Origin of the sequence: Hallella faecis, from assembly GCF_018789675.1 — a bacterium.
GTDB lineage: Bacteria > Bacteroidota > Bacteroidia > Bacteroidales > Bacteroidaceae > Prevotella > Prevotella faecis.
The window spans coordinates 26,199-39,656 of sequence record NZ_JAHKBE010000001.1; the positions used below are offsets into that span (position 1 = coordinate 26,199).

The window sequence follows — 13,458 nt, forward strand, 5'->3', positions numbered from 1 at the left end:
GCCAATGGATGGTAAAAAGTGGTAAAAAGCCCTATTTTCCATGCTAAATCCTTGGCGCTTCCTTCTTAATTTTATACTTTTGCAAGAAAGGAACGTCTGTCGACGTGCATCCTAACAAGTAAAACCTAACCAATTGCTATGCATACAAGTGATTCGATAGTTATCATTCCTACATACAACGAGAAAGAGAACATGGAAAAGATTGTCCGTGCGGTATTCTCGTTGGAGAAGTGTTTCCACATCCTCGTCATCGATGACGGCAGTCCTGATGGCACCGCCGACATCGTGAAACGGTTGATGCGCGACGAGTTTGCCGATCGGTTGTTCCTCGTGGAGCGCACCGGAAAGCTGGGGCTCGGCACCGCCTATATTGCCGGATTTAAGTGGGCGTTGGAGCGCGACTATGAGTACATCTTCGAGATGGACGCCGATTTCAGTCACAATCCTAACGACCTGCCGCGCCTTTACGCCGCTTGCCACGACGAGGGCGCTGATGTGTCGGTGGGATCGCGCTACATCACGGGTGTGAATGTGGTCAATTGGCCCATGGGACGCGTGCTGATGAGCTATTTTGCTTCTAAGTATGTGCGCTTCGTCACAGGCATCAGCGTGAACGACACCACGGCAGGATTTGTCTGCTATCGCCGTCGCGTGCTCCAGACTCTTGAGTTCGACAAGATCCGATTCAAGGGATACGCCTTCCAGATTGAGATGAAATACACCGCCTACCGCATCGGATTCAAGATCAAGGAGGTCTCGGTGGTCTTCGTCAACCGCAAGGAAGGAACGAGCAAGATGAGCGGTGGCATCTTCAGCGAGGCGCTCTTCGGTGTCATGAGGCTCAGGCTCGACGGATGGTTCCGTAAATATCCAAAGATAAAGAATTGAACTTACAAGACATTCTGAAACTATATGGCACCCTGCCTCAGGCGGGTGCCATGCTCAAGTCCCTGGAAAACAAATCGGTGAGAGACGTTTTCCTGCAGGGACTATTGGCCTCTGCCGCCCCCATTTTCTTTGGTGCTGTGGCCAAGCGTTTGCGTCGCGACACCGTGTTTGTCTTGTCCGACGCTGATGAAGCTGGCTATTTTTTTAATGACCTCAACGACCAGACGGTGCCTGGCGCCATGCCTATGGTGGCCAAACAAGGTGCATCGGGTGGTGGGACGAAAGCCGCCGAGGAGGCCCCAAAACCATCGCTGGCTGGTGGAAAGCAGGCTTCTGAAGATGGCGCCAAGGCGGTTTCGACCATGAGTTCGATGGAGGTGGCAGGCTCTCCGAAGTCAAATGGCGTTTCGGAGGCGTTGCCCTACGAACCCCTTTTCTTTCCTTCGAGCTATCGGCGTGCCGTGAAATATGGTCAGCGCGACGCCGCCAACGGCATCCTGCGCACTGAGGTGCTGGCCAAGGTGGCAGCACATGTCACATCGACCGATGAGAAAAAGACGGGCGATAGGAAACCCCTGTTGATTGTTACTTACCCAGAAGCCATTGCCGAACTGGTGGTTTCGCAAACCCATCTCGATGAGCGCCGTGTGTCGCTGAAGGCCAACCAAACCATTGAGATCACCGATCTGGCGCATCGTTTGCGCGACCTGGGATTCAAGGAGGTCGACTATGTGTACGAACCGGGGCAGTTTGCCATGCGTGGTAGCATCCTCGACGTGTATTCGTTCTCCAGCGAGTTGCCTTTCCGTATCGACTTCTTTGGCGACGAGGTGGACACCATACGCACGTTTACCGTGGAAGATCAGTTGTCGAAAGACCGCAAGACGGAGGTGGAAATCGTGCCCGAGTTGGCATCGTTGACCACTGAGAAGGTGCCCTTCCTGGAGTTTTTGCCTGACGACGCCTTGTTGGTGATGAAAGACCTGACGTTTGTTCGCGACACTGTGGAGCGCATTTACAATGAAGGATTCTCCTCGCAGGCACTCACCGAGCGTCTGGAGGGAGCCACGGAGATGGAGCAAGCGCAGATACAATGCGACATGACGCGCGATATGAACCTCTGTACGTCTGCGCGTTTCATGCGCAATGCCGCTCGCTTCCAGCACGTGTTCTTTGGGCCATCGGTAGCCAACCAGAGTCCACAGGACCTCATGGGTGCCGTGTCCACAGGCGAAAGCATCCGCCTGACGTTCCATACCACGCCGCAACCTCTGTTCCATAAGAACTTCGACTTGCTGCGCAAAGCTCTCGAAGACTACCTGTTGCAGGGGTATAAGATCTACATCTTGGCCGACAGCGCCAAGCAACAACAGCGACTGAAAGATATCTTCGATGAGACGGGATCCGACCTTGAACGCTCGCATTCGAACGCTCAGCGGACGGCGATTACCTTCATTCCTGTGAGCAAAACGGTGCACGAGGGATTCGCCGACAGCGATCTGCGGGCTTGTTTCTTTACCGATCACCAAATCTTCGACCGTTTCCATAAGTACAATCTCAAGTCGGACAGCGCACGGGCAGGTAAGATGGCCCTGACCATGAAGGAGTTGCAGGAGATGGAGCCTGGTGATTACATCGTGCATGTGGACTTGGGTATCGGTAAGTTTGGTGGCTTGGTACGTGTGCCTACGCCCGATGGCACCTATCAAGAGGTTATCCGTATCATCTATCAGAACAACGACAAGGTGGACGTGTCCATCCATTCGCTCTATAAGATTTCTAAGTATCGACGTAGCGACACGGGCGAACCGCCCCGCTTGAGCACGCTGGGCACAGGTGCCTGGGAGCGTCTGAAGGAGAAGACGAAGAAGAAAATCAAGGACATTGCCCGCGACCTCATTAGGCTTTACGCAAAGCGACGCCACGAGAAAGGGTACGCTTTCTCGCCCGACAACTTCATGCAGCATGAACTGGAAGCCAGTTTCCTGTATGAGGACACGCCCGACCAGTTGCGCACCACGCAAGAGGTGAAGGCCGATATGGAGCGCGCCCAACCCATGGATCGCCTCGTGTGTGGCGACGTGGGATTTGGAAAGACCGAGATTGCCGTGCGTGCGGCATTCAAGGCGGCGTGCGACTCGAAGCAGGTGGCTGTGCTGGTGCCAACGACGGTGTTGGCCTATCAACACTACCAAACGTTCCGGTCGCGCCTCAAGGACTTCCCTGTCAGGATCGATTACCTGTCCCGTGCCCGTTCGGCTAAGCAAACCAAGCAGGTGCTGGCCGACCTTGAGAGTGGAAAGGTCGATATCTTGGTGGGAACGCATAAGTTGCTGGGAAAGACCGTTGCGTGGCACGACCTGGGACTGCTCATCATCGACGAGGAGCAGAAGTTTGGCGTATCGACCAAGGAGAAACTGCGTAAGCTGAAGACCAACGTCGATACCTTGACCATGTCGGCTACGCCCATCCCACGCACATTGCAGTTCTCGCTGATGGGCGCACGCGACATGAGCATCATCCGTACGCCGCCTCCCAACCGTTATCCTATCCATACGGAATTGTGCACCTTTGAGGGAAGTGTCATCGCCGACGCCATCAGCTTCGAGATGAGCCGCAACGGACAGGTGTATTTCGTGAGCGATCGCATTGCCGGCTTGCAACATATCGAGGAGATAATCCATAAGTATGTGCCCGATGCCCGTGTGGCGATAGGCCACGGTCAGATGCCTCCGGAGAAGCTGGAGGAGATCATTATGGGGTTCATCAATTACGATTACGATGTGCTGCTCTCCACCACCATCGTGGAGAATGGTATCGACATATCCAATGCCAACACCATTATCATCAACGACGCTCACCATTTCGGACTGTCGGACCTCCATCAGATGCGTGGCCGTGTGGGCCGAAGCAACCGCAAGGCGTTCTGTTACCTCATGGCGCCGCCGCGTAGCGTGCTTACCCCTGAGGCCCGTCGCCGCTTGGAGGCCTTGGAAACCTTCTCGGAATTGGGCAGCGGCTTCAACTTGGCCATGCAGGACCTTGACATCCGAGGAGCCGGGAACCTCCTGGGAGCGGAGCAGAGTGGCTTCATGGAAGACCTGGGATATGAGACCTATCAGAAGATTCTTAACCAGGCTGTGACCGAGTTGAAGAACGATGAGTTTGCCGATCTTTATGCGCAAGACATTGCCCAAGGAAAGGAAATCTCAGGCGATGAGTTTGTGGAAGACTGTGCTGTCGACAGCGATTTGGAGATGTATTTCCCCGAAACCTATGTTCCTGGAAGCGCCGAGCGTATGTTGCTTTACCGCGAACTCGACAATATCGACCGCGATGAGGCGCTCGACGCCTATCGCCAGCGCCTGATAGACCGCTTCGGACCGGTGCCTCACGAGGGTGAGGAGCTGATGCAGGTGGTAACGCTACGTCGCATAGGCAAGCGCCTTGGATGCGAAAAGATAGCGCTCCGGCAAGGTGTGATGAACCTGCAGTTTGTCTCTCAGCAAGACAGTCCGTTCTATCAGAGCAAGGCTTTCGGCCGAATCATCAAGTATGTCATGGCCAATCCGCGCCGTTGCCAGTTCAGGGACGTGCGTGGTCACCGCCTTATCCAGGTGAAGAACATCCCCTCTGTGGCCGAGGCTGTGGGTGTATTGCGCGGCATGGAGCGACAGGAGTGAGCGCGTGGGGAGTGTAAAATAGCATTTGTTATGGACATATTGATTACCGTCATACTTTATTTCTGTGCGTTGTTCGTCATGAGTCGGCTTACGGCCCGTCGGTCGAGCAACGACACTTTCTATCGGGCCAATCGCCGTTCGCCTTGGTATATGGTGGCGTTTGGCATGGTGGGCGCATCGATTTCGGGCGTCACCTTTGTGTCGGTTCCCGGTATGGTGATGAACATTCAGATGACCTACGTGCAGACTTGCTTGGGTTTTATCCTTGGATATTTTGCCGTGGCCTTCCTGTTGCTGCCCGTTTATTACAAGCTGAACCTCACCACCATCTACACTTACTTGGGCCAACGCTTGGGCCTTCGGTCGTATAAGACAGGCGCTTGGTTCTTTCTCGTGTCGAAGATGACGGGCGCCGCCGTCCGGTTTTATGTGGTATGCATCATCCTACAACGGTTTGTGCTCGACGCATATGGCGTTCCCTTTCCCCTGACAGTGGTGGTCATGGTGGCGCTAATCTGGTTTTACACCCGTCGTGGCGGCGTGAAAACACTCGTGTGGACCGATACCTTCCAGACCCTTTGCATGTTTGGTGCCTTGGCGCTCATCATCGTTCATGTGGTGGGCGCTTTGGACATGACGTTGCCTGAGGCGCTCTCGGCTGTAGCTGCCGATAGCCATTCGCGGATGTTTGTATTCGACGACTGGGTGTCGAAGCAAAACTTCTGGAAGCAATTCCTTAGTGGTGTGTTCATCGTGATAGTGATGACGGGCCTCGATCAGGACATGATGCAGAAGAACCTGACCTGCAAGACCTTGCGCGATGCTCAGAAAGACATGTGTACCTATGGTTTTGCCTTTGTGCCGGCCAACCTGTTGTTTATGTGCCTTGGTGTGTTGCTTATGCTGCTGGCGCAGCGTCAGGGTGTGGCGTTGCCGCAGGCAGGCGACGAACTGCTTCCCATGTTTGCTGCCACGGGGCGGTTGGGCTCAGTGGTGGTGGTGCTCTTTACGGTGGGCATTGTAGCCGCATCGTTCAGTAGTGCTGACTCAGCGCTCACCTCGTTGACCACCAGTTATTGCGTGGATATTCGCGGACGCAAGGACGATGAGTGCCTTCGCAAGCGCGCCCACCTGGGCATAGCCGTGGTGTTTGCTCTGTTTATCTTAGCCTTCCGCGTGGTGAATTCCACCAGTGTTATCGACGCCATCTACATTCTTTGCTCGTATACCTACGGTCCGTTGTTGGGACTTTTTGCCTACGGACTGCTCACAAAACGAAGCGTCAACGACCGGGTGGTGCCTTATGTTGCCGTTGCCTCACCCATCGTTTGCTATGTCTTGAACGATGTTGTGGCTCGCACTACCGGCTATCAGTTTGGCTATGAGCTGTTGATGCTCAACGGAGCGCTGACCTTTGTCGGTTTATGGTTGCTGTCGGGGGCATCGAATAAAAAAACAATAAACGGGTAATCGATTAGCAATCTATAGTTTAATAGCGATAAATCCGACACCGATTGCGTTATCGCCCCTTATAAATCAGGGCAAGGAGTGGAATGTTGCGCATGTGTTGTGCGCCATTCCTTTCTTCATAAAGCATGTGTGGAACGAAGCTTCCCTTATGTGTTGGCAGATTGAAACCGGTGGGATGGGATGTTGGCGAGATTCTATGAAAGAGGCGACAATAGTCGGGGTGATGCCCCGATAAGTTGTCGCCTCTTTTATGGTTGGTATGTTTCTTACAATGTTGGTGTCTTACGGCGTTAGCCTTCGGATAAGCGTTTCGCTACCGTTGCTTACGTAAGAGCAGGCTAAGGGTTATCGATTGAGAAACCACTGAGCCTCAAGGGCAGCCTTGCAGCCCGAAGCGGCGGCCACTATGGCCTGTCGGTATGAGGGGTCGGCGCAGTCGCCTGCCGCAAACACGCCCTCCACGCTGGTGCGGGGTGATGCGCCTTGCGTCTTGATGTAGCCCACCTCGTCCATGTCGAGCTTGCCACGGAAAATGTCGGTGTTGGGCTTGTGGCCGATGGCCAGGAAGAAACCGTCGATGGGCAGGTCGTAGCGCTTCTCATCGGCCTCACCCTTACGCCACACAAGATGAGCGCCCTCCACACCATTCTCGCCATAAAGGCCCAGTGTGTTGGTTTCGTAGAGAATCTCGATCTTGGGGTTCTCCTCCACGCGTTTGCGCATGATGTCGGAGGCGCGCAGGAAAGGTTTGCGCACAATCATATAGACCTTTTGGCATAGGCCAGCCAGATAGTTGGCTTCCTCGCAGGCTGTGTCGCCACCGCCCACTACAGCCACGACCTTCTTGCGATAGAAGAATCCGTCGCAGGTGGCACAGGCCGAAACGCCCTGTCCGTTGTATTTCTTCTCGTCGTCCAGGCCTAAATACTTGGCCGATGCGCCAGTTGCGATGATGATGGTGTCGGCCTCCACCTGCTCGCCACGGTCGGTAGTGACCACATAGGGGCGCTTGGTGAGGTCCACATCGGTGATGATGCCGTCGCGGATGTCGGCTCCGAAGCGTTCGGCCTGCTGCCTGATTTCCATCATCATTTGGTTGGCGTCGACGCCCTCAGGGTATCCGGGGAAGTTCTCCACGATGGTAGTCTGCGTGAGCTGTCCGCCCGTTTGTATGCCGCAGTACTCGATGGGGCTGAGGTTGGCGCGTCCGGCATAGATGGCTGCTGTGTAACCAGCGGGTCCGCTTCCGATGATGAGGCACTTTGTGTGTTCCATGGTAGTGTTGATGAGTGTTTATGGTTATGCCAGGAGTTCTTCCACGTCCTTGGCAATGTTTTCTATTTTCTCTGTGGGCTCATAGCGCTTCACCACTTGTCCCTTCTTGTTGACGAGGAATTTGGTGAAGTTCCACTTGATGTCTGGTGTCTCGCGCCAGTTGGGGTCGGCCTTGTCGAGCAGATCCACGAGTACCGGTGCAATCTCGTTGGTCATGTCGAAGCCAGCGAATCCCTTCTGCTCCTTGAGGAACTTGAACAGGGGGTCTGCGTCGTCGCCGTTGACCTTGACCTTCTTGAAACGTGAGAATTCGGTGCCGTAGGTGAGCTTGCAGAACTGGTGGATCGACTCGTCGGTTCCTGGAGCCTGCTGCCCAAACTGGTTGCAGGGGAAGTCGAGAATCTCGAAGCCTTGTGAATGATATTTCTCGTAGAGTGCTTCCAACTCAGTGTAGGTGGGGGTGAAACCGCACTTTGTGGCCGTGTTGACGATGAGGAGCACCTCGTTGGCATACTCGCGGAGCGACACGTTGTTACCCTTGCGGTCTTTGACCGAAAACTCGTAAACAGTTCTCATTTTTTATATCCTTTGGTTTGTTATGTTGTATTATTCCGTTTTATGTTCTGTATGCAAATTTACTAAAATAGGAGGAGATAGCCCCGAATGGAGGGTTGTTTTTTCAAGATTTAATGATATTTAGGCCAAAATAGTGGCACATGTGAACAAGGTTTCAATGGGTTGGCGCTGCCTGAAGCAACGTTGCGGTCGTGTTTTCCCCCTTAACGAATAGGGATTTCCCCCGAAAGAATAGGAGGTTATGGCTTGCAAATGCCATGGGGATTAACTATTTTTGCAGCATATAACATTAAGGAAACTTAAAACGATTCGATTATGAAAAAGCTTTCTACTCTCATGACGATGGCCTTGGTGGCCATGATGGCGCTGACGCTCACCTCGTGCGACGAGGATTACGACATAGCTTACACGCTCGAAGGCACGTGGAGGGGTAACATGTATGTGAGCTCCGTTTACGATGGATACACCTACGACGCCACTTACACGGAACTCTGCTTTGTGCAGGATCCCTACCGATACAGTTCGGGAACGGGTTATTGGATAGATCACTACGCTGGCGATGCCCCTTGGCGCTACGTGGCCAACCACACCGAGTGGAAGGTGCGCGGTGGTGTTATCCGCATCCACCTCATGGAGGAAGACACGTACGTTGAGATCGCCAACTACCGTCTCGACGACAACTACTTCGACGGAACCATCTATTATGGTGACACGAAAGTCAAGTTCCGCATGAACCACACCTCATCGCCCAACTGGAACGACTACGATTACGGCTGTTGGACAGGCTATTACGCCAAGCCCGCACCCGGAGTGCGTGCTGCCTCGGGCGACGCCAAGCCCATGAGGGTTTTCAAAACCCAGGAGTGAGTAGCGATCGCAGAGCCAGTTAGGAATGTAACGAACCGAATTAACAACAACTAAATCAAGATGCGCAATATGAAAACAATGAAGATGATATGGGTGGCTATGTTGCTGGCGTTGCCCATGGTGCTGACCAGCTGTGGCGATGATGATCCTTACTGGTATGGCGATTACGACTATGGTGGCGATTATCGCCCCAACAACCGTCCGGATGAAGACGACGATGAGGATTTCTGTGTGAGCATGGCGCAGACGCTGGCCGGACAGTGGCGAGGCGAGCTGATGGCTTACCAAATAGACTCGGCCGGTGTGGCCATCGACAGCATCCTCTACAGCACCGACATCGAGTTTAAGCAGTATAACCGCCAGAGCATCAGTGGTACGGGAACACAATATGACTATGAAATCTACTACGACAAGTGGGGCAAGCAGTATATCGCCGATGAGCCTTTCACCCGCAATTTCACATGGTACATCGATCCCAACAACGGCACTATTTACCTTACTTACAAGGAGAAGCATAGCGATGGCACAACGAGCGACTATGTGATGACCATCGATTATGACGACCTGAACCTCGACAACCGCACCTTTACAGGCTACCTCTGGGCTGCCGATGGCGGTGAGGTCGACGACTTCTGGTTTGAGCGCTACAAGGGCGACAGCAACGCCAAGGCGGCACAGCCCACGAGCGATGGTTGCAAGGCCGTGAAGCTGAAGCTCGTAATGCGCTAATCCCACGCTTCGGACCTTTTCAAACATACGGTTGGCTCCTGTCAGACGAGTCATTGGCTTTAGCCATATATGGCATTGCCTGCTCTTAGACAAGCCGTCGGCTCTTGCCTGTCAGACATTGGGCCAACACAAACAAAGGAGGCAAACACCATCGACAGGTGTTTGCCTCCTTTGTTTGTGTTGGTTCTTGCCCTATGTGGAGTGGGCGAGCGAATGGCCTTTTACAAGCCCCACCATTTGAGGTCGATCTTCGCTTCCACCTCGTTCTCGATGGCGTCGGGCAGGTTGCAGAAGAAATCGATGCCGGTAAGCTTCTCCAATCGGTCGATGGTTACGGCGTAGTTGCGGAGCTTGGTGTCTTCGTTCGACTTGTGCTCAAACCACAGTCCGAGTGCGTGGTACTTTCCGTTCTTTACCGAGAGGATAGCCGTGAAGTAGTATTTGGGCACGATGAGCTTGCTCTTCGAGGTGTAGCCAGCTATCTGGCTGCTCTTGTCGATGGTTCCGCCCTTGCAGATGTAGAGCACGTCGCGGTAGTTGTTGGTGTTCCAGGTGTTGCGCAGCGCGCCCTCCATGGTCAGCCACACTCCCGTGTTAAACCCGTTTACCTGCGGCTGGATGTTGCTGAGGTAATAGGTCTGCTCGTTGGCCTCCTTTGAGTTGAGGCGGTCGGCCGATGGGCAGATGTGTCCGCGGTCGTAGCCCGACGATCTGTAGTCGGCCAGTGTGGTGCGGTATTGCTGTGGTATGGTGGTGTCCTCTTGGAACGGGTCGCCTCCCCATTCGGTCTTTTTCCAGTTGTCGCGGCTCCAGTTCTTCACGCTGTTGATGGAGTTGAGCTGGTAGCAAGTCCATCGTTGCGCCTTCTTGTCGCAGTCCCATTCCACGGCGAAGTTCACGCCATAGTTGTCTACGGAGTGCACCAGCACAAGGTTGTTTCCTCCTGTTTTCAGACGTGGAAACTCCAAACGTCCGTAGTTTGGGTTTACATTGGTGGCGTTGGCGTTGGTGTTTACGCCAGTCTGTGTGCCCGGTTTCTGGCTGGGCAGGTTGTCGTCTTCCTGACAAGAGAAGCAAGTCAGGGCGATGGCGAATAGCGATAACGCTACAAGACGATAATGTTTCATGTTTTGTGTCCTATGATGTTACAGGGCGTAAGGAAAGAAAAAAGTGCGGCAGAACGCATATGCAACTACGTTCGACCGCACTTTTTATTGCTTTATACCGTGTAATTGTATGTCGAGTATTACTTCTTCAACTTACCGTAACGGTTCATGAAGCGGTCAACGCGACCGGCAGTGTCGACAAGCTTGTTCTTACCAGTATAGAACGGGTGAGAAGAGCTTGAAATTTCAACCTTTACCACGGGGTAAGTCTCGCCTTCAAACTCTACTGTATCATTCGTCTTGCAAGTAGACTTTGTAAGGAACATATCGCCGTTGGACATGTCCTTGAACACGACGGGGCGATAGTTTTCTGGGTGAATACCTTTTTTCATTTTGTTTATTGTTGTAATTATGATTAATGCGCTATATACAATTAGCGGGTGCAAAATTACGAAGAATTCTGCAACCCGCCAAAGATTTGCGTATGTTTTTATGCCGTTGGTCTTACTTTACCACCACATTGTTCACTCTCCACTCGGGAGCTGCTTCTGTGGTGCTGGTATATTGGAATGCGATGTAGACCGTGGCCTTTCCGGCGAATGCGCTCAGGTCGCATGTGGTGCTGATGAAATCCCAGTTGGATCCGTCGGGCATGGCCGACATGTTGAGCTTGGTCCAGTTGGTGCCATCGGTTGAGGCGAGCACCTGGAGCTCATCGGCTGCGTTTTTCATGTACTTGGCGGCCTGTTTGAAAGTCAGCGTTGCGGTGGTCAGTCCCTCAAGGCTGAAGGCTGGCGACACGAGCATGCTCTGTGCGGGATTGTTCTTCTTGTTGGCGTAACCGTTGGCCTTCATGCACTTGTTGGCGGCATCGAACTTCCACACCTCTGTGAGTCCCTCGCTGAGCGATACGTTCTTGACGCTGAAGCCATCGTTGCCTGTGGCGAAGGTGGCTGTCAGGCCCGTTACTGCGGGTGTTTCGCCACCACCGCTAACCGAGATGAGACGGTTGTTCTTGTCCATTTCGTTCTTGCCGTTGAAAGCCTTCAGGATACCCTTTACCACAACTTTTTGACCCACCTTCAGGTCGTTCTTCGAGTTGAAGTCGGCGCCATCGATGCCCTTGCCAGAGTAGATCTGCAGGGTGTTGTTTGCGCTGCCGTCGTCTGAGATGTAGTAAGAGAGGCTCTTATAGGTCTCGTTGTAGAAGTCGATAGATGAGATAACACCCTTCACGTAAGCCTCACCGCTGAGGGCCTCGCCACCGTTCTCGCTGATCTTCTGGAGTGCTTCGGCCACGGTCCATGCCGTAGCCTCGGTGTTGAGGTCAGTGTTGGGCTTTGGCGTGTCGCCGCCGGCGTTCTGGGCCGTTCCCTCCAGGAGCTTGAGGTTCTTCACCTCGATGGTCGAAGAGGAAGTCTTGCATGAGTACATCAGGGCGATCACAACGTTGTTCTTTCCGATAAACGCCTCGGGGAGGTTCCTGTCGTAGGTGACGAATGTGAGCCAATCGGTACCCTCGGTGAGCGTGCCGGTCATGTCGGTCCATGCCGTTGTGGTGGGATCGCCGGTGTAGTTGTCGGTGATGAGCACCTTGTTGGCGTTCTGGCTGGCGTTGACATAGCGCAGGATATACTCAAACTGGAGGTGCGCTCCGTTGCTGCTTGTCAGGTCGATGGGTGCCGACACGAGGTACGACTCCGACTCTGTGGTCTTCTGTGCGGCGTTGTCGTAGCCTGTGGCCTTGGCCGTTTTGTAGTCGATGACCCATGGTGTTCCCTTCACGTTGCTTACCGAGAACTTTCCGAAATTGCTTTCGAAGCTCTCGTCGAGGTACACGCCGGTGTTCTCTTCGCCACCGTTTTCCTCACTGGGATCGCTGTAAGGCATGGGCACGTCCGAGCAAGCCGTGAATGCGCAGATGGCCATAAGAGCCATGACGGATTTGAATATCGCTTTCATTTTATTTGTTTCTTTTTAATGAATTCTATGATACAATATATCGTAAACTATTTGATGACCTGTATGTCGCTGGTCTTGCGGATAAGAATTTGCCATGTGGCGTTGTAGCGTGTGGCAATACCTGTGATGTTGCAGGTGGCGGGTTTCTTGTTGATGCTGTCGTAGGGCAGCGCCATGGCGGCAAAGTCGGCGTAGGTGCTGGTGCGCACCACAACGTTTGTTCCATACTCGTTGAACTGCTGGTTGACCGCGTTGCCTTGGGCAGTGCCCGTGGTGAACGTGTTCTTTCCGTCGGCGTTCTTGAAAGTGACGCCCTTCAGCGTAACGAGCTTGGCGCAGTTGTTGTTCATGTCGTCCTTGATGTCGTTGAAGTCGACCGCCTTGATGACCGTTGTGTCGCAGGCTCCTACAATCTTGAAATGCTGCGCCCAGATGTCTTTCGACATACGTCCGATGCTGTTTCCGTTGTAGGGCGCTCCCAGCTCAGGCTGCTTGCGGTATCCTCCGATGTAGAGGTCTTTCAGGTCGACGAGTATCTCAGTGCCCTCTGCGAGGTAGCCATTGAGGCCGCCCTCGTTGATGGCGATGATGATGGCGCCTGTGTTGTCTTGCAGGGTTACCTGCTTATAGATGTTTCCACCGAGGTCGTTGCCAGTGATGCGTCCCTTGATTTGGATATCCTCCTCAATCTTGGCGTTTTGGTCGGTGCTGGCAAACACATTGGGATATTTTTTGATGAGCTCGCTGATGCTGATCACGTTGTGCTCCTCAATGCTGTTGTTGCCGAAAGGAGCTCCGCCGTTGAAGTTGGGCTCATCCCAGTCGCCGTCCATGCAAGCCGTGAACAGGCTGCACACGAGGGCGAGGAGGAAAAAGTAAGTTGCTTTCATTTTCATGTCGTT

11 protein-coding genes are annotated in these 13,458 nt (G+C 53.4%); 5 read left to right on the forward strand and 6 right to left on the reverse strand.

The window, feature by feature from the left end; translation table 11 throughout:
• Positions 1–138 precede the first annotated feature (138 nt).
• The 3 genes from KM934_RS00120 to KM934_RS00130 are packed head-to-tail and all read left to right on the forward strand — an operon-like array spanning position 139 to position 6,041.
• On the forward strand, positions 139–888 hold the full coding sequence (locus tag KM934_RS00120; protein ID WP_215758512.1) for a polyprenol monophosphomannose synthase: 750 nt from the start codon (positions 139–141) through the stop codon (positions 886–888).
• Complete coding sequence (mfd, locus tag KM934_RS00125) at positions 885–4,571, forward strand: transcription-repair coupling factor (RefSeq protein WP_252344815.1); 3,687 nt, start codon at positions 885–887, stop codon at positions 4,569–4,571. The genes KM934_RS00120 and mfd overlap by 4 nt, the downstream gene beginning before the upstream one ends.
• Before the next feature lie 30 nt (positions 4,572–4,601).
• A complete protein-coding gene (locus KM934_RS00130; RefSeq protein WP_215758514.1) occupies positions 4,602–6,041 on the forward strand; it encodes a sodium:solute symporter in 1,440 nt (479 codons plus the stop codon).
• Between the two features lie 345 nt (positions 6,042–6,386).
• Here KM934_RS00130 and trxB read toward each other — a convergent pair whose 3' ends face one another.
• Both trxB and KM934_RS00140 read right to left on the reverse strand, forming a co-directional pair.
• Positions 6,387–7,316, reverse strand: coding sequence for a thioredoxin-disulfide reductase (trxB, locus tag KM934_RS00135; RefSeq protein WP_215758516.1), 930 nt, complete (start codon positions 7,314–7,316; stop codon positions 6,387–6,389).
• Positions 7,317–7,340: 24 nt separating this feature from the next.
• Positions 7,341–7,892 (reverse strand): glutathione peroxidase, encoded by a 552-nt coding sequence (locus KM934_RS00140; protein ID WP_215758517.1) that lies wholly within the window; start codon positions 7,890–7,892, stop codon positions 7,341–7,343.
• Positions 7,893–8,207: 315 nt separating this feature from the next.
• On the opposite strand from KM934_RS00140, the gene KM934_RS00145 reads away from it, so the two are divergent.
• Together KM934_RS00145 and KM934_RS00150 are read left to right on the forward strand one after the other, a co-directional pair.
• Positions 8,208–8,759, forward strand: coding sequence for a hepatitis A virus cellular receptor 1 (locus KM934_RS00145; protein WP_252344816.1), 552 nt, complete (start codon positions 8,208–8,210; stop codon positions 8,757–8,759).
• Between the two features lie 69 nt (positions 8,760–8,828).
• Positions 8,829–9,488, forward strand: coding sequence for a hypothetical protein (locus KM934_RS00150; protein WP_215758518.1), 660 nt, complete (start codon positions 8,829–8,831; stop codon positions 9,486–9,488).
• Between the two features lie 221 nt (positions 9,489–9,709).
• Here KM934_RS00150 and KM934_RS00155 read toward each other — a convergent pair whose 3' ends face one another.
• From KM934_RS00155 to KM934_RS00170, 4 genes are all read right to left on the reverse strand, one after another.
• Positions 9,710–10,615: a DNA/RNA non-specific endonuclease gene (locus KM934_RS00155; protein ID WP_215758519.1), complete on the reverse strand. Its 906-nt coding sequence runs from the start codon at positions 10,613–10,615 to the stop codon at positions 9,710–9,712.
• Positions 10,616–10,734: 119 nt separating this feature from the next.
• Positions 10,735–10,986, reverse strand: a complete 252-nt coding sequence (locus KM934_RS00160; RefSeq protein WP_215758521.1) for a type B 50S ribosomal protein L31 — start codon at positions 10,984–10,986, stop codon at positions 10,735–10,737.
• A 112-nt stretch (positions 10,987–11,098) separates the two neighbouring features.
• Positions 11,099–12,556, reverse strand: coding sequence for a choice-of-anchor J domain-containing protein (locus KM934_RS00165; RefSeq protein WP_215758522.1), 1,458 nt, complete (start codon positions 12,554–12,556; stop codon positions 11,099–11,101).
• Positions 12,557–12,603: 47 nt separating this feature from the next.
• On the reverse strand, positions 12,604–13,452 hold the full coding sequence (locus tag KM934_RS00170; protein WP_215758524.1) for a DUF5689 domain-containing protein: 849 nt from the start codon (positions 13,450–13,452) through the stop codon (positions 12,604–12,606).
• Between the last annotated feature and the right edge of the window lie 6 nt (positions 13,453–13,458).